Origin of the sequence: Cohnella hongkongensis (genome assembly GCF_042654645.1) — a bacterium.
Classification (GTDB): Bacteria; Bacillota; Bacilli; order Paenibacillales; family Paenibacillaceae; genus Cohnella; species Cohnella hongkongensis.
The window spans coordinates 126,152-151,675 of the sequence record NZ_JBHSEP010000001.1; the positions used below are offsets into that span (position 1 = coordinate 126,152).

At 55.2% G+C, this 25,524-nt stretch carries 21 protein-coding genes; all 21 read right to left on the reverse strand.

Annotated features, from left to right (window positions below; all coding sequences use genetic code 11):
- Nucleotides 1–65: 65 nt before the first annotated feature.
- Nucleotides 66–950, reverse strand: a complete 885-nt coding sequence (locus tag ACFO3S_RS00565; RefSeq protein ID WP_378091126.1) for a carbohydrate ABC transporter permease — start codon at nt 948–950, stop codon at nt 66–68.
- 18 nt (nt 951–968) lie between these two features.
- On the reverse strand, nt 969–1,883 hold the full coding sequence (locus tag ACFO3S_RS00570) for an ABC transporter permease (protein ID WP_378091128.1): 915 nt from the start codon (nt 1,881–1,883) through the stop codon (nt 969–971).
- A 193-nt stretch (nt 1,884–2,076) separates the two neighbouring features.
- Nucleotides 2,077–3,897 carry a cache domain-containing sensor histidine kinase gene (locus tag ACFO3S_RS00575; protein WP_378091130.1) on the reverse strand — a complete coding sequence of 607 codons (1,821 nt, stop codon included), beginning with the start codon at nt 3,895–3,897 and terminating at the stop codon, nt 2,077–2,079.
- 53 nt (nt 3,898–3,950) lie between these two features.
- On the reverse strand, nt 3,951–4,577 hold the full coding sequence (locus ACFO3S_RS00580) for an SGNH/GDSL hydrolase family protein (protein ID WP_378091133.1): 627 nt from the start codon (nt 4,575–4,577) through the stop codon (nt 3,951–3,953).
- Entirely contained in the window at nt 4,574–6,214 is a 1,641-nt protein-coding gene (locus tag ACFO3S_RS00585) for a response regulator (protein WP_378091135.1), read from the reverse strand. Before ACFO3S_RS00585 ends, ACFO3S_RS00580 begins: the two co-directional genes overlap by 4 nt.
- Nucleotides 6,215–6,468: 254 nt before the next feature.
- Nucleotides 6,469–7,938, reverse strand: coding sequence for a sucrose phosphorylase (gtfA, locus tag ACFO3S_RS00590; protein ID WP_378091137.1), 1,470 nt, complete (start codon nt 7,936–7,938; stop codon nt 6,469–6,471).
- A gap of 12 nt (nt 7,939–7,950) precedes the next feature.
- Nucleotides 7,951–8,910 carry a carbohydrate kinase family protein gene (locus tag ACFO3S_RS00595; protein WP_378091139.1) on the reverse strand — a complete coding sequence of 320 codons (960 nt, stop codon included), beginning with the start codon at nt 8,908–8,910 and terminating at the stop codon, nt 7,951–7,953.
- Between the two features lie 34 nt (nt 8,911–8,944).
- Nucleotides 8,945–9,655 carry a metallophosphoesterase family protein gene (locus tag ACFO3S_RS00600; protein WP_378091141.1) on the reverse strand — a complete coding sequence of 237 codons (711 nt, stop codon included), beginning with the start codon at nt 9,653–9,655 and terminating at the stop codon, nt 8,945–8,947.
- 18 nt (nt 9,656–9,673) lie between these two features.
- Nucleotides 9,674–10,510, reverse strand: coding sequence for an MBL fold metallo-hydrolase (locus ACFO3S_RS00605; protein ID WP_378091143.1), 837 nt, complete (start codon nt 10,508–10,510; stop codon nt 9,674–9,676).
- Between the two features lie 35 nt (nt 10,511–10,545).
- A complete protein-coding gene (locus ACFO3S_RS00610) occupies nt 10,546–11,400 on the reverse strand; it encodes a carbohydrate ABC transporter permease (protein ID WP_378091145.1) in 855 nt (284 codons plus the stop codon).
- Nucleotide 11,401: 1 nt separating this feature from the next.
- Complete coding sequence (locus ACFO3S_RS00615; protein WP_378091147.1) at nt 11,402–12,301, reverse strand: carbohydrate ABC transporter permease; 900 nt, start codon at nt 12,299–12,301, stop codon at nt 11,402–11,404.
- Between the two features lie 60 nt (nt 12,302–12,361).
- Nucleotides 12,362–13,729, reverse strand: a complete 1,368-nt coding sequence (locus ACFO3S_RS00620) for a sugar ABC transporter substrate-binding protein (protein WP_378091149.1) — start codon at nt 13,727–13,729, stop codon at nt 12,362–12,364.
- A 171-nt stretch (nt 13,730–13,900) separates the two neighbouring features.
- Nucleotides 13,901–14,605, reverse strand: coding sequence for a tyrosine-protein phosphatase (locus ACFO3S_RS00625; RefSeq protein ID WP_378091151.1), 705 nt, complete (start codon nt 14,603–14,605; stop codon nt 13,901–13,903).
- Between the two features lie 25 nt (nt 14,606–14,630).
- Complete coding sequence (locus ACFO3S_RS00630; RefSeq protein ID WP_378091155.1) at nt 14,631–15,611, reverse strand: LacI family DNA-binding transcriptional regulator; 981 nt, start codon at nt 15,609–15,611, stop codon at nt 14,631–14,633.
- A 242-nt stretch (nt 15,612–15,853) separates the two neighbouring features.
- On the reverse strand, nt 15,854–18,778 hold the full coding sequence (locus ACFO3S_RS00635; protein WP_378091157.1) for a DUF5107 domain-containing protein: 2,925 nt from the start codon (nt 18,776–18,778) through the stop codon (nt 15,854–15,856).
- 27 nt (nt 18,779–18,805) lie between these two features.
- A complete protein-coding gene (locus ACFO3S_RS00640) occupies nt 18,806–20,140 on the reverse strand; it encodes a carbohydrate ABC transporter permease (protein WP_378091159.1) in 1,335 nt (444 codons plus the stop codon).
- Nucleotides 20,141–20,156: 16 nt separating this feature from the next.
- Nucleotides 20,157–21,020, reverse strand: a complete 864-nt coding sequence (locus ACFO3S_RS00645) for a carbohydrate ABC transporter permease (RefSeq protein ID WP_378091161.1) — start codon at nt 21,018–21,020, stop codon at nt 20,157–20,159.
- A 95-nt stretch (nt 21,021–21,115) separates the two neighbouring features.
- A complete protein-coding gene (locus ACFO3S_RS00650; protein WP_378091164.1) occupies nt 21,116–22,495 on the reverse strand; it encodes an extracellular solute-binding protein in 1,380 nt (459 codons plus the stop codon).
- A gap of 438 nt (nt 22,496–22,933) precedes the next feature.
- Entirely contained in the window at nt 22,934–23,845 is a 912-nt protein-coding gene (locus tag ACFO3S_RS00655) for an ROK family protein (protein ID WP_378091166.1), read from the reverse strand.
- 30 nt (nt 23,846–23,875) lie between these two features.
- Nucleotides 23,876–24,586: an N-acetylmannosamine-6-phosphate 2-epimerase gene (locus ACFO3S_RS00660; RefSeq protein WP_378091168.1), complete on the reverse strand. Its 711-nt coding sequence runs from the start codon at nt 24,584–24,586 to the stop codon at nt 23,876–23,878.
- Complete coding sequence (locus ACFO3S_RS00665; RefSeq protein WP_378091170.1) at nt 24,573–25,523, reverse strand: ABC transporter permease; 951 nt, start codon at nt 25,521–25,523, stop codon at nt 24,573–24,575. Before ACFO3S_RS00665 ends, ACFO3S_RS00660 begins: the two co-directional genes overlap by 14 nt.
- Nucleotide 25,524 lies beyond the last annotated feature (1 nt).

Sequence of the window (25,524 nt, forward strand, 5' to 3'; positions counted from 1 at the left end):
GTTACTAGCTTGCCAAGATCCAAGCGCAAGGGATTATTCCGCCCGCCAAGTCCGTCCCGGCCCGGTCAACCTTTAACGGAGCCGATCAGGATCCCCTTGATAAAATACTTCTGCAGCATCGGATAGACGAGCAGAATCGGAATCGTCGATACGATGATCGTCGCATTGCGAATGCCCTCCGGCGACAGATTAAGCAGCGCGTCGATGTCCTGGTTGAGCAGATTTTCATCCGAAGCCTGCAAAATAATGTCCCGCAAATACAGCTGCAGAGGCTTCAGCGAAGGATCGTTCAAATACAGCATCGGATGGAACCAGTTGCTCCAGAAGTACACCGCGTAGAACAGGCTGATCGTCGCGAATACCGGCGCAGAGATCGGAATGACGATGGAGAGCACGATTCTCAGGTTGCTTGCGCCGTCGAGCTTGGCCGATTCCTCCAGGCTTTCCGGCAGGCTCTCGTAATAATTTTTCATCAGCAGCAGGTTGAACACATTGATCAGAGCCGGCAAAATCAGCGAGGCCAGACTGTCCATGAGATGAAGATTTTTGATCAGCAGGTAAGTCGGCACCAGCCCGCCGTTAAACAGCATCGTGAAGATGTAGAGCAGCAGCACAAACTTGATGCCCGGCAGATGCTTCTTGGACAGCGGGTACGCGGAGACGGCGGTAAACAGCACCGCTCCAAGCGTGCCGACAACCGTGACGAAGACCGAGATCAAGAACGCGTTCTGAAACAGCCGGTCGCGAAGGACGAACATGACGTTCTCCATCGTGAAGGCCACCGGCAGCAGCCCCACTTTGCCCGATAGGATCGCCCAGTTGGCGCTGAGCGACTTGGCAAGCACGTTCAAGAAGGGAAACAGACAGAGAATGCCAGAGCCGGTCAGGATGACGTACACCGCCCCGATGTAAATCTTCTCAGACCATGGCCGTTTGATTGAATGCTCCAACTTCGTTCGCCTCCTTCGTTACCATATGCTCTTGCCCGTCACCCGCTTGGCCATCCAGTTGCCTCCGATGACCAGGAAAAACCCGATGACCGATTCGAACAGCCCGACGGCGGTGGAGAAGCTGTATTCCATCGAGGTCAGCCCCATCCGGTAAATGTAAGTGCCGATCACGTCGCCCGTCTCGTAGACGGTCGGATTGTACAGCAGCAGAATTTGTTCCGTTCCCGCCTCCAGCACATGACCGATCCGCAAAATGAACATGAGCACGATAGTCGAGGCGATCCCGGGCAGCGTAATGGTGAAAATCTGCTGAATCCGGCTGGCTCCGTCCAGCCTCGAGGCCTCGTACAATTCGGGATCGAGTCCGGCAATCGCGGCGATGAAAATGATGGCGTTCCAGCCCGCTTCCTTCCAGCCGGCCGTGGCCACGATTACGCTGCGGAAATAGTTGTTGTCCATGAAGAAGTTGATCGGTTCGCCGCCGAAAAATTCGATGATATTGTTCACAATACCGTTAGAGGGCGACATGATGTTGACGAACAATCCGGCGATAATGACCCACGACAGAAAATGGGGCAAGTAGATGATCGTCTGAACCGTGCGCTTGAACCACATTTTCCCGACTTCGTTCAGGAAAACCGCGATGGCGATCGGAATCGGAAACAGGATGACGATCTTGTATAAGCTGATGAGCAGCGTATTCGTCATGACCCGGCCGAAATCGTCGGAGGAGAACAACCGCTCGAACTGCTTGAGCCCGACCCACTCGCTGCCGCCAATGCCCTTGAAAATATTGAACTCCTGAAACGCGATGACAAGGCCGTATATCGGGGTGTATTTGAAAATCGCCAAAAATACGAGCCCCGGAATGAGCAACAAGTATAAATCGTAATTGCGTCTAACTTGAGAAGTCCAGTGAATACGGCCCTTCATGCTATCCCTCCCCTCCAGCGCCGCTGCTTAATCCTGGTTTTATCATAGCGGCCGAAGGCGAACGGTCGTGAGGCACATCGTTCAACGGTACTGGTACATTCTTCAGGTCGCGCAGCAAAAAAGGCTCCCCCGGTCCGGCCTGCTTGCAGCCTTGCGGGACAGCCTTGTCTTGTCTTGTCGCGTCGTTCGTTGGTTACTGCGAGCCGCCTGGCTCCGCGCGCTCCGGCACGAACAGGCTGACGGTCGTCCCTTCTCCCGGCGCCGACCGAACATGCAGCCTGCCCTCGCCGCCGGTGAACAGCCGCAGTCGCTCCCATACGTTGTACAGACCGTAGCCGGACGGCGATGGCGACGGCGGGGCGTCCAGGCTGGCGATCAGCTGCGCCGCCTGTCCCTCATTCATGCCGTTCCCGTCGTCGGACACCCGGATTACGAACCCGCCGCCGTCAACGACAGGCTCCGCCTCCACCCGAATGCTGCCGTAATGCCCGTCGACGCTCTGAATGCCGTGCAGAATCGCGTTCTCGATCAGCGGCTGAATCGACAGCTTGGGAATAAGCCGAGCGGACAGAGTCTCCGCACACTCCACCGCGTAATCGAAGTTATGGAACCGCTGCTTCTGGATTTCCAGATAGGCTCTCGCCAGGTTCAGCTCGTCCTCCAGCGACACGATGTCCTTGCCCTTGTTCAAGGTCAGTCGAAAATACTGCGCCAGCATGTTCAGCATTCGGCTGATATCGTGCGCGCCCTTGGTCAGCGCCATCCAATTGATCGTATCGAGCGCATTGTACAGAAAGTGCGGGTTGATCTGCGCCTGCAGAGCCCGAAATCTCGCTTCCTTCTCCTGCTCCTTGACGCGGTAATTGTCCTCGATCAGCTGTTGGAACGTCGACAGCATGTGCGCCACGCTCTTCTCCAGCCGAATGACGACGCCGCTGTGATGGGGAATCCCCTCTTCGATCATGGCGGCGCCGCGCTCCCGCAATTGCTCGGTAATATGGCGGACGCGGTTGATCGTACCGCGGGTGACGTGCACAAAAGCGAGAAAAGCGCCAAGAATAAACAGCAGCGCCAGCGACAGCGTCAAAATAAGCGAAAATCCGAAATTAAAGTCGCTGTTCATATGGTTGATCTGACGGGCCGGCAGCACGGACACCACGCTCCACCCGCCTGCGCCCAGCGCGGCGTGAATCATGAAATGGGGCTGCCCGTTCATCGCGAACTTCTCGATGCCGGACGGCCGATTGCCGAACAGGCCGACAGATTCCGGCACGGGAAGCTTGCTGCCGATCTTGTCCGGCTGCCCGTGGGATACGATGACGCCGTCCCGATCGACGACGTACATATTCCGATTGGAGACGTCCAGTTCGGCATCGTTCAGAATGGCGGCCAGATTGGCTTCCGGCATGTCCAGCATCAGAATGCCGATCACGCGGGCATATTCGTTCGGATCCCGAATCATCCGGGCGGACGAGAATACGCGGACCTCGCCGGGCGAACTGATATAATTCTCGATATGCGTCGGTATCCATTCTACTGCGCCATTGCGTCCGATCACAGCATCGTACCACGGCATCTGCCGTGCAAGGTCGAGGCTGAAAAAGTTGACGTGCTCGCCCGCGTACATTTTGTCGGCGTTGACGTACAGCTTGATTTTCAGAATGTCGCTGCCTTGGAGACTGCGGATCAGATTGCCCAGCTTCTTCTCCTCTTCCACCTGACTGAACCGGGTGCCGACAAGCGGATCCTGGGCGAGAATATCGTACAGCTCGGAATTGAGAATGAGCGCGTCGGAAATATCGCTCACCTTGGACAAGCGATAGTCCAGATTGATTTTCACCTGTTGAACGGATTTCAGCATCGATTGCGTGACCTGGCGCTCCAAAATATCGGCCGATTTCTCGAAATAGGAATACAGCATGACGCCGGCCGGCAGCAGCACGACCAGGAGATAGAGCAGCAGCATTTTCCGGTAGGTGAGCCACAACAGCTGTAATTTACGCCAAATTCCCATCGCTCCGTTTACCTCCCGCCGTGAAGCCGTTCATGTCCCGCCGCGGCATCCGGTCAAATCCCGTTCAGGAACGAAATGGCCGTATCGGCGATTCGCCGGAAGCCCGCCTCGTTAGGGTGGAGCCGGTCGCTCGTGAAGGCGCCCAGCGTCAGCTTGTTGAAGCCGCTGACCGTGTATAAATCCAGCACCGGCAAAGCGTACGCCTGTCCGACCCGGAGCGCGGCCGCCGCATAATCGGCCAACAGGCAGCCGACTTCGTTGCGCCTCTCGCCATCGTATCCGTCCTTGTCCCGCTGAAGCGGCGTCCACAGATTGAGCCGGCTAAGCGGATAACGGCTCAGCAGCTGCTCTACCAGCGTCTGATAGGCGCCGAAAAAAGTGCGATCGTCGAAATCGCCGCCCACCGGCCGCAGCTCCCCCAGCGGCATACTTAACCGATAATCGTTCGTGCCCGCGAATATCGTAATGCAATCGTACGGCTCTTCGAGACAGCGGCCCATATAAACGGTCGCCCCCTCGTCCCGGTCGCTGCCTGCGGCGAGCGGGCAGCCTCCGCGCCCGAAGTTGTCCGCCCGGGCGAAGCCGAGCGCCTGCTGCACGAGCGGTTGATACCCGCCTGCCGCCGTGATGCTGTCCCCCAGCGTCGCCCAGCCGGCGCCGCGCCACCTGGTCCCGGTCATCCGTCCGTCCTCCTGTGGATGTCCCGATAGTCGCTCGGATTCATGCCCGTATATTTGCGAAACTGCTTCGTGAAATAGCTGGGCTCGGCATAGCCGATCGCCGTGCAGACTTCCGCCAGCTTGCGATCTGTGCCGTTCAACAATTTCTTGGCCTGCTCCATTCTGACCCTTGTTATATATTCGTTGATCGTCTCCCCGGTCTCCTGCTTGAACAACAGGCAAATATACGTCTTGGCCAGATACACCTGCGAGGCAATGTCCGCAATCGTCAAATTTTCGGAGTATCGCTCGTGAATGATGCGCATAATTTCCGTGATGACCTCCGGTATTCTCCTGTCCTCCCGCTGCTCGATCCGTTCGCATACCTGCGTTAAATACACCTTCAGATGATGGCTCATATCGTCCAGCGTCTCCAGCTTCAACAGCTGCGCCCAGGCTTCGGACTCCCGCTCGCCCAGATCGCCCGCGCGAATGCCGGACTCGGACAGAAACTGCGAGGCGACAAGCAGCACCTGCAGACCTATCCGCTGGCAATCGATATAGCCGATGCCCGAGCTTCCGCGCAATTCCTCGAACAGCGCGTCGAGGCGCTGCGGCACCTGAACGGCGTTGCCGGACTTCAGCGCGGAGGACAGCGAGGTCATTCGTTCGTTGACGGCCCGGTAATCGACGTCCTTGCGCGCCGCCATCGCGTCGAAGGTGACGACCTGGTTTCTGCCGAGAAACAGCTTGCGCTCGATCGCGCCCGACGCCATCTGATAGCTGTCGGCCAATCGCCCCAGATGCTCGACCGTGCCGCCGATCCCGATCGTCAGACTGATGCCGCCGATCATCCGATTCAGGAACCCGTTCAGACTGGCCATCAATTCGCTGACCAGAGGAAAGATAATCTCCTCCCCTTCATTCTCCGGCAGCTCCACAATCAGCACGTATTCTCCCCGCTGATGCTCGAACACGCTGCCGGAAGCGCGCGCCTCCACAACCTCCCGGCAAATATTTTGAATGGCAAAGGAAATCAGCTGCGTATTCTGCTCGGGCATCTTCTCGAACACGGTCCGCGGGTTGTCAATGCCGATAATGATGGCGCAATAAGGCGCCTGGTAGGGCAGCCGCAGGTCGAGGAAATCGATGCGCTTCTCCGTCGAGGCGCGGTCCATGTTGCCGTCCTTGATCAGCTGGATGAAGAACTTCTCCCGCAGCAGCGGAATGCTTTCGTTCAGCTTGGCGGACAGCCGCTGCAGCATATCTTTCCGGTTTTCCTCCCGCTTCGACATCGCCATAATTTTCTCGATGACTGTGATCAGTTCCTGCAGATTAACGGGCTTCAGAATGTAATCCACCGCATCCATCTTCATCGCCGATTTCAAATATTCAATATCGTCGTACCCGCTGATGAACACGATCTTCGTATCGGGATGGCGTTCCTTCAACCGTTTGACCATCTCGATTCCGTCCATGCCCGGCATCTTCACATCGGTCAGCACAATGTCCGGCTTGACCCGGTCGGCCAGCTCCAGCCCCTTGTTGCCGTTCTCGGCCTCGCCGGCGACTTCGATGCCGTAATCGAACCAATGGATGCAGATTTTCAGACCGTTGCGCGTCGAATACTCGTCATCCACGATGATCAGCTTGTACATAAGCGCTTCCTCCCCGATGAAAATGCCATTGTGCGACTAGGCCGCGGCTTGATGATTCTATTATAAGCGGTTTACCGTCTCTCTTCGCTAGGACAAGCTTATGGAAAGATGGTCGAATCTTCATCACCTGCGCACGTCTGCTGAAGACGGAGGAGGGGACAATCGTCATGAATTCTCGGCCCTGGTCAAGCCTTTCTTCGACATCCAGAAAACCGTCAGGAGATTCGTCCTGACGGTCCATTGGATTTCGCGTATTATACTTCGTAACGGACGTTAGCGCCGTTATCGTCGGCGTACTCGATCACCGTCTTGCTTGTTCTCAGATCAATCGCAAGGCTGCAGACGCTTCGGTCCTTGCGCCAAGCCAGACGCACCTCGTGCGAAGCGCAATCTGTCGGGAGGATAAATTCGCCGTTAAACGCCTCATATTCGTTTCTAAACTGAATCAGCTTGATCAGCCGCTGTACGACTGGCTGGAGAACGGCTTCCTCTATCTCCTCGGTCGTATAGTTATGTCGGTTGATTTCCCGCCCTTCGCCAGTTTCCGCGACACGCTCCGTATCGTTCTTGCCGGCGAGCAATCCGACATAATACACTTGCGGAATGCCCGGCACGAAAAATTGGATCGCCCTGGCCGCCAAGTAGGCATCATCGTTGCAATCGAGCACGGAGTAATAGGAGCAGCGGATCTGATGCACGTCAAAGCCGTCCTCTGCCTTGTGCTTGTCCGAATAGATCAAGCTCAGGTTCGAGCCGCGCTCCAGGCACACATCGACCAATGCGCGAGCCTCTTTCGGATCGATCAGGCCGTCCAGATCCGGTTTTACCGGCACGCCGTCGTGGCAATCCAGCATCGTGAATTGTTTCTCCGGACGGCCCTTCAAATAGCTATACAGCGCAGTGCTCGAACGATTGATGAAGGTTTCAAGCACGCGGTACGGCAAAATAAAGTCGTAAATCCAATAGCCTCGCTCTGCCAGCCTGATCTGGATTTCGTAGTGCGCGTGCACCTCCGGCAGCAGTTCGATGTCCATGCTGCGCGCCAAAGCCGAAATCCATTCGAGAAAATCCCAGATTTCCGGCTCGACGAAGAAGCTGCTTGTACCCGGCTTCTTAATGACATAACCAACCGCATCCAAGCGAACGATCTTGACGCCGTGCTTTCGAAAATTGGCGAAATATTGCTCGAACAATTGTCTGACCTTCGGCGAGTAAATGTCGAGATCGATCTGCTCGGAAGGATCCGACTTGCCGAATGTCGTCCAGACCCGCTCTTCCCGGCCATCCTCCGTCCGAAACGTCGAATACGGCAACGGCCGCCGCAAAAACATCTGAGCGATATGTTCGTCTACCGGCTGTCCGTCCTCCCAGATTTTGTCGAGGGTCATAAAGTAGTCCGCATATTCCGATTCGCGTCCGCGCTTCAGGAAATCGCGGAAGTAAGCCGACTGCGCGGAAATGTGGTTGACCATCAGATCGACGAGAATATCGAACGATTTCCCGATTTCATTCACATCGTCCCAATCCCCGAAGCGTGGCTCGATCTCCAAATAAGTCAGCGGCGCGAATCCCCTATCGCCGGAGGACGGATACGGAGGCAGAATATGAATGCCGCCCTTGAACACGTCGAGAAAGTGCCGATGAAGAACTTGCCTTAACGCCTTCAAATCCCCGCCCATCGAATCCGGATAAGTAATGAGCTGCACCTGATTTTTGATTGCCATTTTGCGAGCCTCCTACACCAGTTGGTACATTTCCTTGATCTGTTCAAGCCTGGGCAAATTAGCAACCGCGCCGGTATATTTCAGTTTAAATGCGCTGACCGCAAAGCCCGCTTGCAGAGCTTCCCTAATCGTGCTCCCTTTAACGAGCGAGGAATAGAAGCCCGCCCAGAATGCATCCCCTGCGCCCGTCGTGTCGATTACTTCCGTCGCCATCGTCTTGAACTTTAGCGTCTCTTTGCCATTGGACACGAGCGCTCCGTCCTCACCTAGCGTCATTACAACAAGCTTGGCGCCCAGCTCCAGAAATCTTTCAAGCTGATTTTCATAAGAATCCGCGCCAAACAGCCTCTCCGCATCCACTTCGGAAGGTTTAACGATATCGACCTGACGGATGATCGATTTCACATATTCAACGCCGTCCTCGCCCTTCGCCCAAATCATCGGATGATAATTAGGATCGAAGCCGATTATCGCGCCTTGCTTTCGGGCCTTCTCGATGACGCGCTCCATCGTACCGCGCGCAGGCTGCATCGAGATCGGCCAGCAGGAAAAATGTACGATTTTGGCGCTATCCAGCGCCTGATCCAGCTCCGGCGTGTACGCCAGATGATAATCCGCATCCCGATAAAAGATCGGAACGGGCGTCTTCTTGCTCTTGGTCACGACCACCATGCTGGTCGCATGGTTTGCTTGCTGTATGCAGCGCGTATCGATGCCCTGTTCCTCCAGGTGCTTGACAAGAAATTTGCCGAGTCCGTCATCGCCGACCGTCGAAGCGACTAACGCGCGAATGCCGAGTTTGCTGACATTCATGGCAATGTTGGAGGGCGAGCCGCCGAAATAGCGGTTATACGTATCGCAATCCACATTCTCATCGTAATCCGCCGAAATCATATCGACCAGCAAATCGCCAATTGTCAATAAATCTATCTCTCTATTTGGAAAAGACAAGCGATCCTCATAGTTAAACATTTCGTTTCCTCCGCCTCCTGGCCATTCCACTTGCTTATCCGAAAAACACGTACGCCACCTTCATCTCATCTTCCCTCAGCTGTAATTTCCGCGTCGCCTCAAGCAGCGGCGTGCGGTCATAAACAAGGCTCTTCATTGCGATCCGGCCGTCGGTAATTGTGAAGTAATGCGCTTCCTTCGTCGGATCGTCGGGCCGGCGGTACGACACGCTTCCAGGATTCAGCCACAGGCTCGTATCGCTTAAATAATGCACGCATCTTCGGTGCGTATGACCGAAAATAATGCGGCGGTCCCCCGCAGTCTCGATCGTTCCCCCGTTGCGTTCCGCCCAGAAGGCGTCGTACTTGGGCAGACTGTCGATCGTCAGATAATTCTCGTACAGATGCTGCATCGTGTAGCTGTATCCGTCCATCTCGAAGGTGCGATAGACAGGCATGCCTTCAAGGAAGGAAATTTCCGCCTCGCCCAGCAGGCGCGCATTGTGATGCGCCCACTTGATCTGATCTTCCGCGACGTCCAGACCGCGATTGCCGTTGCGGTATACGTCGATAATAATGTCGTCATGGTTGCCGCGAACGCAGATCGCGCCATGCTTGTGCACCCATTCGATGACTTCGCCGGGGAACGGCCCGTAGTCCACAAGGTCTCCCGCGCAATAGATCACGTCGCAGTCGGGCTCCGCCTTGCGGATCGCCTCCAGCGTGCAGACGTTGCTGTGAATGTCCGAAATAATTAGTGCTTTCATCGTCTGTTCAGCCCCCGATTAGAGTTCTACGACAAGCCCGTCATAAGCCATCTCAAATCCGTGCTTCTTCGCCTCAACGGCCAATTCGTCGTGCGTCATGCCGCACATGTGGGAAATATGCGTGAGCAGATACCGCGTACGCTCGCTTATGCAGCCGTACTGTTCAAGCTTGCGGCGCATCTCCACGTTTTCGCCCAGTCCCATATGACCGTCTCCCGGAAGCACCCCTCGCGCGCAATCCATGCTGACGAGATCAAAATGCAAGCCGGCAATCCGCTCATAGTTCTGTTCGCTGATCGCATCGGTATCATTCGCGTATAGAATGCGTCTGCCTTCTCCTTCGATCATATAGATGTAGCACATTTCGTCTCGTCTATGATTGGCGATCAGAGGAGTGAAGATCAACTCCGATGCGGCGAATGGCACGAACGGTTCGACGTAATGGAAGGCCAGTTGTTCCAGATAACCTTTCAGTTTCTTGTTCACGCCTTGATAGAACAGCGTCTCGACCGGCTTGCATCCATATACTTGCACTTGCTGTACGCCGCCCTGCTCGTAATCGATGGTGCAGTAATTCGGCTTGCCCCGAAGCATTAAGGAAAAAATATCGAAGTGATCCTCATCCGCGTGGGTGACGACGATACTTTCTACCTTCGCCAGGTTCAGCCCGAAGGCCAGCTTCTGTCCGTACAGATCGGGAGATACGTCGACCAGCACCGTATCGTTGATCAGAACGTTGGAGCGGCGCTTAACGTTGCGGCCGCCCGCTTGAAGCGCTCTTCTGCATACCTCGCATTCGCAGAACATAGCCGGGAAGCCCTCTGAGGCGCCTGTGCCCAAGTATTGAAACCTCATATTCGAACTCCTCTCCCGCTAAAGGCGCCTCGCGCCTAGCCCTTCACGCCGGATGAAGCGACGGATTGAATAAACTGCTTCTGGAAAATAAGGAAAATGATTAGCGTCGGAATCGTCACCATCGAGCCGAACGCAAAAATTTCTCCCCAATACACATAGGCGTCCGAGTACAGAGACTTCATCGCCTGAGGCAGCGTACGGTACGTATCGTCCCTTGTAACAAGCGTCGGCCAGATTAGATCGCCCCATCTCCGGATGAACGTCATGATCGCCACCGTCGCCATGACCGGCCTGGACAGCGGCAGCATGATGCTCCAGAAGCTGCGTATGTAGCCCGAGCCGTCAATAATCGCCGCTTGCAGCAGCTCCTTCGGCATGCCCTTGAAATGGTTATAGAACAGAAATACGTAGGCCGGATACGCCAGCGCCGGGATGACGAGCACCGACATCGTATTGAGCATGTGCAGATCGGCGGCAACGAGCATCCGGTTGATGATAACCGCCTCGGACGGGATGATCATCAGTCCGATAATGGCGGCGACGATCAAGCTTTTGCCGCGGAAATCGAGCAGGCCGAGCGCATATCCGATCATCGCATTGATGATCGTACCGAACAGCACCACCAGCAACGTCGAAATTGTCGAGTTCATAAAATACTTGAAGAAATCCATTCTGGCGAATATATTTTTGTAGTTCTGAAAGCTGAGATCGCCGTAAGGGATAAAGCCTTTAATCGAAGACATATCCGCCACGATCTGCAGGTCCGACTTAAAGGAAGCGACGAACAAATACAGCAGCGGGCCGGCAAACACGACGCCGACTAGGGCGTAGAGGACATACATCAGCGACAAGGAGACGCGCTTGCGCGCGGATAACGTTGAAGAGTTCATGCTATTTATCTCCTTTCGTGATGACTTTGTTCTGGATCAAGGAAATAATCAGGACGATGACGAAGAAGACGACCGCCATTGCCGACGAATAACCGATTTGATTTCTTGAGAAGCCGATGTTGTACATGAACAGAACGACCGTATTGGTGCTGTTCTGCGGACCGCCGTCGGTCAGCATGTAGACCTGTGTAAACAGCTTCAGCGCCGCGATCGTATTAGTAATGATGACGAAATTAAGCGTGTTTTTGAGCATCGGAATGGTAATTTTCATGAAAACCTGCCATCTCTTCGCCCCGTCAACCTTGGCCGCCTCGTAGATCTCTTCCGGAATATACTGCAGACCGCCAAGGATAATGATCATTTGCATGCCGATCGCCTGCCAGATCGACATTATGGCAATGCCGTACATCGCCATATTCGGATCCTTCAGCCACAGCTTCCCTTCAATGCCGAAGATCGCCAGAATGGAGTTTAGCAGACCGTCCGCACTGGGCGAGAAAATAAATGCCCATATGACGGCCACGACCGTCATGGATACGACTTGCGGACTGAAGTAGATCAATCGGATAAACCCAATCCCTTTGACCGTCTTGTTGACGAACACGGCCAGCAGCAGCGAAAGCGCGACGGTAAACGGCACGAACAGCAGGGCGAAGAACCCCGTGTTGCCGAACGCCTGCAGCGACGCTTCGTTCGTAAATACTTTCAAATAGTTGTTGAATCCGACGAACCGCAGCGGATTGTTCGGGTTGGCGACAAGCATCTTGTTCGTGAAGGAGTAGACGATCGCCATCACGAACGGAATCAGCATAAAGACGATAATGATCAGAAGCGACGGCGCGCTCAGCAGCCATGCGGCAGATGTCTGGCCGTCGGCAATACGGTTGGGATTTTTCTTCATGCAGGAAACTCACCTCGTATCATTGAGAAGGGCCGGACGCAAGCCCAGCCCTAGCAGTTACTACTTATTCCAGCCGTTCTCGGTAATGACTTCGTCCAAATCCTTGGACGCCTTGGTCAACTCTTCTGCCGCATCGCTGCCTAGCAGCAGGTTAGCGACAACGCCCTTCATCACATTGTAGATCTCGTTGTGCGCAGGAGTTTGCGGACGAAGATAACCGATGCCCGCCTCCAACTGCTCGCGGTACAGATATAGCCTGCCGCCTTCTTTGTAGTTCTCGTTCTCGTTCAGTACGGAAATTCTGGCCGGAATACCGCCGTTGACATTCGTCATCTTGGCGATGTATTCCTTGGAGATCGCCTCGTTCAGCACCTTCCAGCTTTCGTCGGCTACGTTCTTTTTCTGCGCGGCTGTCGTAATGCCCCAGATTACCGAACCGCTTCCGGTGTATACGCCATGGCCGAAGTCTGGAATCGGGAGCAGGATGGCATCGTCGCCCAGCGTTTCGAAATGCTCCTTGGCCTTCCAGTGGCCGATCAATGCGAGCGCGTTTTCCTTGCGAGTGTAGAAGCCGTCCTCATAGTCCGCTACCGGGTTCAAGTATTCGTTCTTGATCATCCAGCTAATGTAGTCGAATGCCGCAATCGTTTCCTTGCTGTTCAGCTTTCCGTCCGTCAGCCCTGTCTCTCGATTCAGCATATCGCCGCCAAAGCTTTTTACGATCGGCGTGTATGTGTAATAGAGCGTCTTCGGAGAGTTCTGTCTGATGTAGATTGGATATTTCACGCCGCTTTGCTTCAGCTTGGCCAGCGCATCCTCGAATTCCGCGCGATCCCATGCTTCCTTGTAGCTTGTCGGAATGCGGACGCCCGCAGCTTCCAGCATCGACTTGTTGCCCCACAGGCTCATGCCGGAATCGAATTGCGCCGTTGCATACAGCTTGCCTTTGTAAGTCCCTTCGTTGATGATCGACGGCAGCATGTCCGACTTGATTTCATCGGTCATGTAATCGTCCAACGGCGCCATGACGCCGGCTTCGATGTAATAAGACAGCTCCGTCGCATCCATGATGACAATGTCCGGCGTATCGCCAACGACCGGAGACATTTTCAATTTGTTGTAGAACTCTTCATTCGGGAAGAATGCGAATTCCAGATTGAATTCGTCATACTTCGCATCGATTTCAGGAAGAATCTCGTTGTATACTGCCGTTTCCGCGCCGTCGAGACCCCAGATCTTGATGGTGACCGGCTTCTTGTCTCCACTCGGCTTCTGCGAGGCCGAACTGCTTGGAGCTGCGCTTCCGCTTGGCGATGCGCTGCCGCTCGGAGCTGCCCCTTCCGAATTGGAGGACGATCCGCAACCTGCCGTAAACAATGATACGCTAAGCAAAGTAAGTGCCGCGAATTTGATGCTGCCTTTCCTCATCTCTTGATTAACCCCTTTCTCGACTTCATCCTGTTGAAATGTATTTCGCTTTCGAGTGCATCCGGGATATGCAAACCGGTTTGCATATCAAGCAAAGCTGAACCGGATTTACACTCACAAAATAGTTATAAAGCAAATATTTCCATATGTCAATCGGTTGACATATTAAAATTAAGCGTTTTCTACGAATCTGTTCCGGATGAAATCCAGCTTCTGCTTTTCAATTCCAATCGATTCCAAATATGCAGTTGGGGAACCGTAAGTTTCGCGGATATAAGCGAGAAACTGGTGCATATTGCTGTAATGAGATCCGGTCAAATCATCGGAAAAGTTGGCAATATAGGTGCGGCTCACCTCATAATCGGCGACAATGTCCGCTTCTTCAACGCCGGCAAGCGCAAGCAGGAACATGACGGCGATCCCCGTGCGATCCTTGCCAACGGCGCAATGAATCAGTCCCGCGCCTTCCTTCATCTCGGCGATCGCCTCGAACAGCTCGCGCAGCTTGTCCGAGCATTCGCTCAGCACCTGGATATACATGTTGACGAGAGATTGCGTATCCTTCTCGCCATGATTAACGGCCAGTTGCTCAGGCGCCAGCTTGCTGAAGAGAGAGATCGAATGGCTCACCGCGCCGTCGCCGAGATCGGCATCCGGCATTTGCTTGTACTCGGTCTCGTATCTTAAATCAAAGACCGTTCGGACGCCAAGCTCCTTCAGAAACTCCACTTCTTCCTGCGTCGCTCGATGCAAATTGCCCGAGCGATAAAATACGCCGTAACGCGTCACCCCTCCCTCTTCCGTCGGGTAGCCGCCCAAATCCCGAAAATTCGCGATATTGCGGAAAGGAACGCGCCTAAGAAGCTTTTTATTCATTTGTCATTTCCCCATTCTATGTTCACTAAGTGGTTTGTCTGATCTTCAACTCATTCGGCAAAATATTAACGCATTCCACCGGCTCATGATTGATCTGCTTCATCAGCAGATCGAAGGCCAGCTCGGCGATTTCGCGGATCGGCTGCCTGACCGTCGACAACGGCGGCGCGGTCGCTTCCGAGAAAGCAATGCCGTCGTAGCCGACAACTTTAATTTGCGAGGGCACCTTTTTGTTAAGCTGATGGCAGATTTTCAGAATATGCGCCGCAATCACGTCGCTGCTGGCAAAGATGCCGTCGATATCCGGATACTTGGAGAACAGCTCCATAATAATCCCTTCGTAATTGTCGGGATTAAAGCCGTAATCGTCCGTTTCCAGGACCGTATACCAAATTCCATGCTTCTTTGCTGCCTCCACAAAGGCATCGTGCCGTCTATTGGAGAGCATAGGCAGCTTGAGACTGCCCGTAATCATCGCGATTTTTCGGCAGCCCTTCTCGATCAGCAGCTCGGTAGCCATGCGTCCGCCCTCATAGTTATCGGAGCTGACATAAGGAATTTGGTCGCTGATCGCCCGATCGAACGTGACGAGCGGCAGCGCGATTTTGGAAAACTCTGCGACATTGATCGTCTGGCTGCCCATCAGAATTCCTTCGACCTGGTTCGCCTTCAAGTAATTCAAATACATTAGTTCTTTGTCTCTATCATGCTGGGAATTGCACAGCACGACTTTGTATTGGTGCCTGTAAGCATAATCCTCCAGGTGACTGCACAATTCGGCAAAAAAAGGATGGGCAACGGTCGGAATGATAATGCCGATCATGTTGCTTTTTTTGCGGAACAGCGTTCTGGCGACTTCATTCGGCTGATAATTCAGCTCAATCATCGCCCGCTCGATCTTCTCGCGCAAGCTGTCGCTAATGTAGCCTCTATTGTTCAGAACTCTCGAGACCGTGGAAACATTGACGCCTACTTTTTTGGCAATATCCTTAATCGTCGCCGGCAATCGCAGGTTCCTCCTTTCTATAACTAATTTTGGGATATAACAGTGCCCATACTACCATAATCGTTAATAGATGGAAAGAGATCGGCAGACGAAGAAGGGGAATGCCATTTAGGACTCACATTAAACGCCTATAACGACCTTCAAACGAAAAAGCTCCCGAACCGTCATAAGGACAAATTCAAGAGCTTGCTCATTGTGAATATGGTGCGGTCGAGAGGACTCTAAACCGTTCGTACTGCGGCTCAGACGAGAAATCGTGCCGCGAGCTGCTCCAGACAAGCGCGAGCGGCCTGCCGGTCCGATTCGCCAGCTATACGGGTGCTCGTCTGCAGCTCTGCGGCCCCCAGCCGAAATTGCTCTATCGCGGCCGCTTCCTCTCCGATACTGGCATAGATTACCCCCCGACGGAACCGCACCGATGCGAACGAGAAGCGAACGGAATCGCCGTAATTGAGCCTGGACGGATATTGCTCCACGCGATCCGCCCAATGCTTGGCCGCCGCCCAGTCTCCGGCGTTCAGCGCCTGACGGGCCAATCCGAGCGTCGCCTCCCTCCAACAAGGACCGCTGAATTCGGTGCCTTCTCCATTCTCGAATTCCTCGGTGGATAGAATCCCGTAAGCAGCCTCGTATTGTCCGAGAGCCAAATAAATTTCTGTAAGCTGCACAAGTACTTTGGCGCGATTGTCCGCTGCTTCCATCAGCGAGATCAGCGCCTCCCGCTTGTCCAGCTCTCCCCTTTCCCTGTAGATCTGGTCGAGCAGCAGCAGCGTATCCGTGTTGCCGCCGCCGTTCGTCCGCGCATCCTCTTCCAAATACGCGGCGGCGACTGCAGGTTCCTTGCGATTTTTCAAGTACATGTATCCGAGATTGCGGAGCAGCACGGTGTAGCGCAGCCCTTTGCCATAGGCGGATAACGAGAGAGCCAGCGCGTCCTCCCGACGCTCGATAGCGTAATAGTAGACGCTCAGCACATAGTCCAAACGCCCGCTCGTGTCCAGCTCGCGGATTTGCTCCAGAAACGCGGCGACCGGCGCCTCGTTCAAGAACGCGTAATCGAGCGAATGCCGCAGCGCCTCCTCGATCCGCTGTGCGGCATCCGCGGGCGGCTCGTCGCCGAATCCGGACGGCCAAGTCAGCATCAGCCTTGCAAGACCGCTGCGCAGCCCGGCATCGCGGGCCTGATCCAGCACTTTCAGCGCGTCGTCCCGCATGCCCAGCTCCGCGTAGAAAAGCGCGATCGGAAGGAGCACCCGCTCGTCGCCTCCGGCGTAGTCCGCCAGCTTGGCCCGATCTTCCTCGGAATCGGAGGCCAGCCAGCGCTCCGCATAGCCGTACTCGCTCAGCAGTGTCGGGACCGCCGCTTCGTCCGACGGCGCTGTCGCCGGAACGCCCAGCCGCCGCTCGCAAATTCGCCTAAGCAGGTCTAGATAGGGGCTGTCGAAGCCGGCGCTGTCGATATGGACGAGCGCTTCATGCCAGTGGCCGAGCGCGATGTCCGTCTTGACCCACTCGATGAGCGAACCGTCATAATAATCGGCGTCCGCCGCGATGTCCTCGAACAGCTTTCTGGCTATGAGCGTCCGACCTGTCATCTGTTCGGCTGCGCCAAGCAGGAACCGGGCCTTCGCATTGCGATTGTCGCAGCGCAGCGCCTCCTGCAGCAGCCGGATCGCCTCGACGGGCCGCTGCTGCTTCAGTCTGATTTGGCCCAACCGGACGAGAGACACCGTGCAGCGCGGATAGTCTCGCAGATGCGCCTCGTAATACCCGGCTGCCTCTTCGAGCAGGCCGAACGATTCCTGGTACTGCGCCCGGTCCAGAGCCGAGGCGCCTTCACTCTCGGGCCGGCGCACGACGCGCACGTCCTCGAACAGATGAATATCCGGCGGCTCCGACATCCGCTCGTCCCGCCCGCTCATCGCGAGCAGCGTCCGCCCGCAGTGCCGAATCTCCAGGCGGAACCGATACTTCTCCGCCCGATCCGCCAGCTCCGGCAGCGCGAAGCTCGCCGCTGCAGTACGCTCCGGCGTCAGATCTAGCCGCTGCCGGTACGTCTGTCCGCCGACTGTAAGCGCCAGCTCGCAGGCGTCCAGGCGCCGGACTGCAGAGCAGTGGATGACGAGCGAGCGATCGTTGAACTCGAAGCGGACCGCCGCCTCCCGCTCGGCATAATGCAGGTCGCCCAGCTCCGGAATCGCATACCAGTATTCGCTCCATTGGACGGTCTGATGGGGCTTCAAGAATTTGTAGACCGTCTGGCTCTCGAACGGGCCGCTCTGAATCTCGATATAGGCGGAATCGTCCTCCGTGAGCGAGCGATTCCATGCTTCGGCATACGCATCGGTGCCCCAGGTAAAAAACTTGGCGCCCTTCAGCTTCTTGCGATCGGCATAATGCACGACGCCGTATTTCGCCAACCCGTCGTAAACGCCGAAGAAGTTATGCATCGGCAGCTTGCCGAACGTCTCGAACGCATACGGCATTTGCCCGGCGACCGTGCAGTCGTACCCGTCGAACATCGGCCAATTTTCATAGCTCGCCGAGATATTGTTGACGCCCCATTCGAACGGATAGACGAGGCGCAGATGCGGATGGTAATCGACTGCCGCGTTCGTCCAAAAGTAGTAGCGCTGCTCCAGCCGGGTCGGATTGTACAGCTTCACCTTTTGCTCGATGCTCGCCACGCCGGGGTACAGCCGAAGCTCGACCTTCCAATTCATCGACGAGAGCTGCTCGATGCTGCCGAAGACGACGGACGCGCTGCCGTCCTCGTACTGCCTCGTATCGACATTGACCCGGTCCGACGTATGCGGAGCGTGCGAGATCGGAAAATTGAATTCGATGCCTCCGGAGATCCAGGCGCCGCGCGTCCCGACCATGCGCGGCCGAATGACGTCATTACGGTAGAACATCTCGCGCTGCGCGCGCTTGTCGTAAGCGCTGTAGAGCCGCCCGCCGAACGCCGGGAGCACCGTCAGCTTGAAATATTCGTTTTCCACAACGACGGCGTCATACGTCCGGTCCCTTTTTTCCTGCGAAAAATGGTTTTGCTGCGTGTACGGGTAAGGGTCCAAATATTTGTCGAAGAACGGATTGATATCCTCCTTCAACACTTCGTAGGTAGGGAGCGTGAGCCGCTCCCGGTAAACCTGAACTTGTGTCAACCGCTGTCACCTTCCGCTCTGTTGTCGTTATCCTTTAATGCCGGAGAATACCATGCCCTTGCGCAAGCTGTCGCTGAACGCCGCGACCACGATCAGCAGCGGGATGAGAGAGAGCGCCGCCATGCCCATCAGGAAGTTCTGCTTGATGTTCGCGTTGAGCGACAGATTGTACAGGGCGACGTTAAGCGGCCACAGCTCGGCCTTCTTGACGATCAGGAACGGCCAGAAAAAGTCGTTCCACACGCCGAGCATCGTCGTAATCGCGACGACCGCCGTCACCGGCTGGGACAGCCGCATCAGAATGCTGAAGTAGACACGCATCTCCGAGGCGCCGTCGACGCGCGCGGCCTCAAACAATTCACCCGGCAGCTTGTCAAAGAAGCCCTTGTACAAATAGACGAAAAATCCGGCCGCAGTCAAATGCGGCACCAGCATGCCCCAATAGGAATCGCTTAAGCCCCAGCGCTGGAACATCACGTACATCGGAATCATGTAGGCTACGAACGGAATCATGGTCGCCGCCAAAATATAGAGCAGCAGCAGCTTCGCCATCCGCCTGCCGAACAGCCGGGACAGGGCGAAGGCCGCCAGCGAATCGATCGTCACCTGCGCCGCGATCGCGAAGACGATCACGAGCAGCGTATTCGCTCCAAACCATAGGAAGCTGAACTTGGCAATCATCTCCTCTTCGGCGAACAGCACCTGGGGCAGCTTCCAATAGCCCGCAAAGTTTTTCAAAGCGAACCAGTAGCTCTCCCGCACAACGCTGCCCTTGTAGACGCCCTCAACATTGTATTTATTGGCGAGATAATCGCCGATCTGGCCGTCGAACTCGTTGTCGCCAAGGCGCGAGCGATCGAACGACGCGGAGAGCCCTTGCGGATCGAACCGATACCCGACATTTTCCACCGACTGCTTGTATTTCTCCAGCAGATTCGCCCGGTTTACCTGGGCTTTATCGTAGATCAAGTACGTCAGATTCATCTGTAAATCGCTCTTGCCGGAAGAGGATTTGTAGATGACGCGATCTCCGACCGTACCGTAAAAGTCAACCCCAAACACGCCGCTTTTGTTGATCTCATAAACCGTAGAGTAGAGCGCCAGCGTTGAGTCCCGCCACAGTGCCTCCTGCAGCGCCGCCTCGCCCTGCTCGGCGACCTTCGTATAATCGAGCACGATGCCGATCGACTTGGGCGGCGACGGCAGAAGCTTCGGCGGCGTCTCGTAAATTTGCAAATCGTCCTTCATGGACGAGGAGAATAAAAAGAGCAGCGGCACGAGAAGCAGCCCGCACCAAACGACGGTCAGCACGTAGGAGACGACCGTAAACATGCAGTTGCCGGAAGCGATACGTTTGAACAATGTCCTCATCCTCTCCTCAATTGGTGTCTTCTTTGCTCAGCAAGAGTTGAACGACTGTGATGAGCAAGATGACGAACATGAGCATAAAGGAGGATGCCGTCGCCGCTCCATAATCCATATTTTTCTCCGCATATTCATAAATTCCAAGCGCCACCGATAAGGTCGAATTAACCGGCCCGCCATGCGTCATCTGGAACGGAAGATCGAGAATCTGCAGGACGCCGATCACCGTGAAAATCAGTTGAATGGCGATCACGAACGAAATATTCGGCAGCGTGATGCGCATCAACTGCCGCCACTTGCCCGCTCCATCCAGTGTAGCCGCCTCGAAGATCTCCTCCGGTATGCCTTGAATGGCTGCCAGATAAATGAAGACCGCAATCCCTCCGCCGAGGAAGCCGGGAAAGATCAGCGCGAATTTCGCCAGGTGAAGATCGTTCAGCCAGCTGTACTCGCCGAGCCCCACAAAACGGGTAATCAAGTTAGCCAATCCGTAGTCCGGATGCCATATCCATTTCCACAAAATTACCGTCACGGACAGAGGGATGACGACCGGCAAAATGTAAATCGATCGGAACAGTCTGCCGAAGCGTTTGATCTCATTCAAAAACACAGCCTGAATAATCGGAGGAACAAACGCAAGCAGCAAGGTCAGAACAAGATAAACAAACGTATTGCGCCAGGAGGTCCAGAAAAAGCCGATATCCAGCAGCGACTTGTAATTGCCGAAGCCGACGAAGCGGCCTGGCGGGCGCACGAGATCATATTCATGAAGAGACATGTAGAACGCTTGCGCGATCGGGTAATATTTCAGCAGTGTAATGGACAGCAGCGCGGGGGCGATAAACAGCCACGGGCGAATCCATCGTTTCATTTGCATCTGCGCTCCACTCCTTTAGCCGGGATGAAAATATAAGGGGAAGCGCGAAGCCTCCCGCCTATATTTTCGCCTTTTTTTCTATAGGTTCCAGCTGCTTACTTGCCTGCGAGAACGTCCGCGTTGTATTTGTCGACCGCTTCCTTCTGCGCCAGATCCTGCTGCTTTTGCAGCTCGGCCATGATATCGGCGTTTTTATCGACCAGCACCTTCTGGACAGCGGCGACGACATACTTGGTCAGCACGGCCTTGCCCTCGTACTCGTCGCGTCCGGTGGAGACGCCCTCGTTCAGCGCTTCCTCCCATGCCGGGTCGAGCGTCACGATATCGCTCTGCTTCATATCCTTGTAGATCATGATTTGCGGCGGCACAATCCCTTTCTTCTCCTGGTCCTGCAGCTTGCTTGTGATCGTATCTCGGCCGTAACGATACTCGATCCACTCCCATGCCGCCTGCTGCTTCTCCTTGCTGATGTTGCCCGTGATCGCGGTCAGCGCCACGCCGGTCGACGTAACCGGCTTGCCGCTCGGGCCTATCGGCATCGGGACGATGCCCAGATCCTCGACCTTCATCCCCAGCGATGCGACCATCGGCACCCAGTCCGGAGCAAAAATCATCATCGCGGACTTGCCGGTGGCGAACTCCTGCACCATGCCGTTGAAGTCGAGCGTAATATCGCTCTGTACGACTTGATCCTTCCACTTCAGGTCTCTATACAGCTCCAGCGCCTTGACGACGGCAGGCGAAGTGAACTGCAGCTCGATCGTGCCGTCATCCTTCACGCTCGTCAGATCGCCGCCGGCCTGCCAGACGTAGAATTGGAAAAACCAGTCGAGCCAGTCGTTAGCGAGCATCGAGTAGCCGTACTGATTTTTGCTGCGATCCGTCAGCTTCACGGCAGCGTCGATCATCTCGTCCCATGTCTTCGGCGGCTGCAGGTTCGCCTGGCTGAACAGCGCCTTATTGTAGCCGAACATCATCGGGCCGAGGAAGGTGACGAGTCCGTAGGTGGTGCCGTCCTTGATGCCGATCTCCTTGAACACGTCGGTGTGCTTGTCCTTCTCCGGCCAATTCGCGATGAAGTCGTCGAGCGGCGCGAAGTACCCCTTCTGGATATACTTCTTGAACATCGGCCCGGAGATGTCGATCACATCGGGCGCGACGCCTGCGGCATAAGCGATGGCATATTCCGTGTTCGTATCCCCGCTCTTGTCGATGACGTTCAGCTTGATATCGGGATGCTCCGCCATAAATTCGCTGCGCAGGTTTTTGTCGAACGCGCTCTCGTCCTTCGTATTCACCCACAGCGTCAGTTCGACCGGCGTCGTCTGCGCGCTCGCTCCGGCGCTCGGAGATGCCGCCGCGGACCCGCTCTCCGCGGGAGACGCAGCTCCCGAATTGTCCTTGTTGCCGCCGCATGCGGCCAGCATCGATGCGGCCGTCGCCAGCACGAGCGTCGAGGTCAACCATTTTTTCATCTGTTCGTCCTCCCTTTTATTTGAAAGCGCTTCCTGTTGCTCTTTCATTATAAGGCGTTGCCGTCTCCCCCGATATTGAGAAAACGGCAGCGGATATTGGATAATATTCGTCACTTTTTCATGCATCCGCGAACCCGCTTCGGCAGCGACGGACACCGTCCGCTGAGACTTGGATTATTTTCAGAGCGGCCTTTATTATTTTCAGAATCGATTAGGTGATCGTCGTGTCCGGCGGCATTCTTCCATGCGTTGGCCGTGCTTGAATTATGTATAGCTTTCTATCGGCTTCGTGCCTCGAGTAAAATGACCGTATCGTAATTGGCATTCCCGTTGCCAATGACGATGCGCCGCTATCCATTGGAGCTCTGCCCTTGCGAAGAGAAAAAAACACTCCCAAACGGAAGTGTTTTTTCGTCCATATGCGGCTTGCTCCGATGCTTACCGGCCAGCCAAATGCTCGAAGCCTAGCTTGGCCGCGCCGAGCATGCCGGCTTGGTTTTTGAAGGCTGCGGGAACGAGCTTCATGCTGGCCACGGCCGGGTTGGCCTGTTCGCGAATGTGCTTTTCAAGCCTCCCCCACCACCATTCTTTGGTGTCGATCAGCCCGCCGCCAACGATGAACAGGTCCGGGTCGTACACGTTCGCCAAGCTGATGAACGCCACGGCCAAATCGGATACGAAGGCGTTGAGCGTATCGCGGGCGACAGCGTCGCCGGCTGTCAGCAATTCGAAGAACTGTCTGCCCGACGCGATCGCTTCCTCGCCTCGGCGCTCGTTGTAGCTTCGATAAAGCGCGGTTCCCGAGCAGTACTGCTCGAAGCAGCCATGCTGTCCGCAATTGCACGGCCTGCCGCCGGGATACAAAATCATATGGCCGATCTCTCCGGCGCTCCAACGGCCGCCCCTGACGATTTTCCCGTCGACGAATACCGCTGCCGCAATCCCGGTGCCAAGCGTCACGCACACTGCCGATTGTTCGTTTTTCCCCGCTCCCAGCCACATTTCTCCGATGCCGGCCGTGTTGACGTCGTTATCGACGATCGTTGGAATGCCGTGCCTGTCCTCGATATATTGCTTCAAATTCAGACCAGTCCAATTCGGAAGATTCGATGTGGCGTAATAGACGCTGCCCGAATCCACGTCGATTCGCCCCGCGCTGCCAATACCGACCACATCCGGCTTGCAGCGGCTGCGCAGCTCGGTAATCAGCCCATCTATTCCTGCCAAAACGTAGTCTTTCCCTTTGGAAGCATCCGTCGCCCGATATTCGACGTCAAGCAGCGATCCGTTATCGTCGACGATTCCGCCGGCTATTTTCGTTCCCCCGATATCTATTCCAAGTGCGATCATTGCCCTCACCTCGTCTTCAATCGCTTAGACTTAGACCGTCTGCAAATACGCGTTGATCTGCGTTACGTTTTTCAAAGTAATGATCTGCGGTCTCGTAATGCCCGCCCCGATTACCACGGAATGGGCGCCATTCTCGAGCGCTTTAACCGCATTGCGATAGTCCCAGAAACGCCCTTCCGCGACAATCGGAGCTTCGATCTTATCGGCCAGCGCCGCGATAATTTCGAGATTAGGCTCCTGCAGCTCGATCGGCACGTTCGATTCCTTCCGCGTGTAAGGCGTATACCCGCACAACGTTGAGGAAATCAGATCCGCGCCGGCTTTCCAGGCTGCGATGCCTTCTTCAAGCGTCGACACATCCGCCATAACCAGAATATCCAGTTCGCTTTTGATATCGTGAATGAATTGCTCCGTTGTTTTGCCGTCCGGTTTGGTCAGCTTGCTCGCGTCGATCGCCACGATCTCGGCTCCCGTTGCCGCAACCTCTCTGACTTCCTTCATTGTCGGCGTTATATAGGGATAACAATTCGGATACTCCTGCTTGATGATGCCGATGACCGGAATCGCGACCGCTTTCTTAACCGCGACGATGTCCGGAATCGTGTTGACGCGTACGCCTACCGCGCCGCCCATCTCCGCCGCCACTGCCATTCTAGCCATATATTCCGATCCGAACAGCGGCTCGTCCGGTTGTGCCTGACAAGATACGAATAATCCCCGTTTAAGTTCATGTATGCGCAACTTTAACCCTCCGTTTTTTCGATACGTAATCCAGACTTACGGCCAACAGCAGCACGGCTCCTTTGACGACAAGCTGGTAATATTCGCTGATGTTAAGCAGAATCATGCCGTTCGTGAGCACGCCCATAATCAAAATACCGGTAATGACGCCGCTGATCCGGCCTTCGCCCCCGTTCATGCTGACGCCTCCCAGCACGACGCCGATAATGACGTCAAGCTCGTAGCCAGTTCCCGCCGTAGGCTGGCCGCTGTTTACCCTTGAGAGCAGCACCAGTCCGGCAAGCGCGCTTAGGAAGCCGCTTAGACAGTAAGCGATGTATTTGATTTTGCGAACGTTAACTCCGGACAGACGGGAAGCTTCCTCGTTGCTGCCGACTCCGTAGACGTACCTGCCGAAACGCGTCTTCTCCAGAACGAAGTATCCGACGGCGAAGCAAGAAAGCATGAGGATGACGGGAACGGGAATCCCCATTACATAACCTTGTCCGATGAACGAATAGCCTTCCGGCAAGCCATATACGGGCAACCCTCCGGTAATAATGTAGGCGATCCCTCTTAGCGCCGTTAAAGTCGCCAGCGTCACGATCAGCGCCGGAATTTGAATCTCGTGGATAAAGTACGTGTTGACGAGACCGATCACGATACCGGCAACGAGCGTCAGCACGAACGCCAGCGCCGGATGGACGCCGAACAGCATCAGTTTTGCGGCCAATACGGCGGAAACGCCGATAATCGAACCGATGGACAAGTCGATGCCCGCCGTCAAAATCACGAACGTCATGCCTACGGCCACGATTCCGACTATCGATACTTGTCTTAAAATGTTCAACAGGTTATCTACGGACAAAAAAGCATCCGAGGCGACCGAGAAAAAGAGGACGAGAAGCAGCAGCACAATGTAAATTCCGTATTTTACGAGTATGGCTCTTATCGGCACG

Coding starts and splice junctions, on each gene's coding strand:
- ACFO3S_RS00570 (WP_378091128.1), bottom strand. CDS start 1,883: ATGAAGGGCCGTATTCACTGGACTTCTCAAGTTAGACGCAATTACGAT.
- ACFO3S_RS00575 (WP_378091130.1), bottom strand. CDS start 3,897: ATGGGAATTTGGCGTAAATTACAGCTGTTGTGGCTCACCTACCGGAAA.
- ACFO3S_RS00580 (WP_378091133.1), bottom strand. CDS start 4,577: ATGACCGGGACCAGGTGGCGCGGCGCCGGCTGGGCGACGCTGGGGGAC.
- ACFO3S_RS00585 (WP_378091135.1), bottom strand. CDS start 6,214: ATGTACAAGCTGATCATCGTGGATGACGAGTATTCGACGCGCAACGGT.
- gtfA (WP_378091137.1), bottom strand. CDS start 7,938: ATGGCAATCAAAAATCAGGTGCAGCTCATTACTTATCCGGATTCGATG.
- ACFO3S_RS00595 (WP_378091139.1), bottom strand. CDS start 8,910: ATGTTTAACTATGAGGATCGCTTGTCTTTTCCAAATAGAGAGATAGAT.
- ACFO3S_RS00600 (WP_378091141.1), bottom strand. CDS start 9,655: ATGAAAGCACTAATTATTTCGGACATTCACAGCAACGTCTGCACGCTG.
- ACFO3S_RS00605 (WP_378091143.1), bottom strand. CDS start 10,510: ATGAGGTTTCAATACTTGGGCACAGGCGCCTCAGAGGGCTTCCCGGCT.
- ACFO3S_RS00610 (WP_378091145.1), bottom strand. CDS start 11,400: ATGAACTCTTCAACGTTATCCGCGCGCAAGCGCGTCTCCTTGTCGCTG.
- ACFO3S_RS00615 (WP_378091147.1), bottom strand. CDS start 12,301: ATGAAGAAAAATCCCAACCGTATTGCCGACGGCCAGACATCTGCCGCA.
- ACFO3S_RS00620 (WP_378091149.1), bottom strand. CDS start 13,729: ATGAGGAAAGGCAGCATCAAATTCGCGGCACTTACTTTGCTTAGCGTA.
- ACFO3S_RS00625 (WP_378091151.1), bottom strand. CDS start 14,605: ATGAATAAAAAGCTTCTTAGGCGCGTTCCTTTCCGCAATATCGCGAAT.
- ACFO3S_RS00645 (WP_378091161.1), bottom strand. CDS start 21,020: ATGCAAATGAAACGATGGATTCGCCCGTGGCTGTTTATCGCCCCCGCG.
- ACFO3S_RS00650 (WP_378091164.1), bottom strand. CDS start 22,495: ATGAAAAAATGGTTGACCTCGACGCTCGTGCTGGCGACGGCCGCATCG.
- ACFO3S_RS00655 (WP_378091166.1), bottom strand. CDS start 23,845: ATGATCGCACTTGGAATAGATATCGGGGGAACGAAAATAGCCGGCGGA.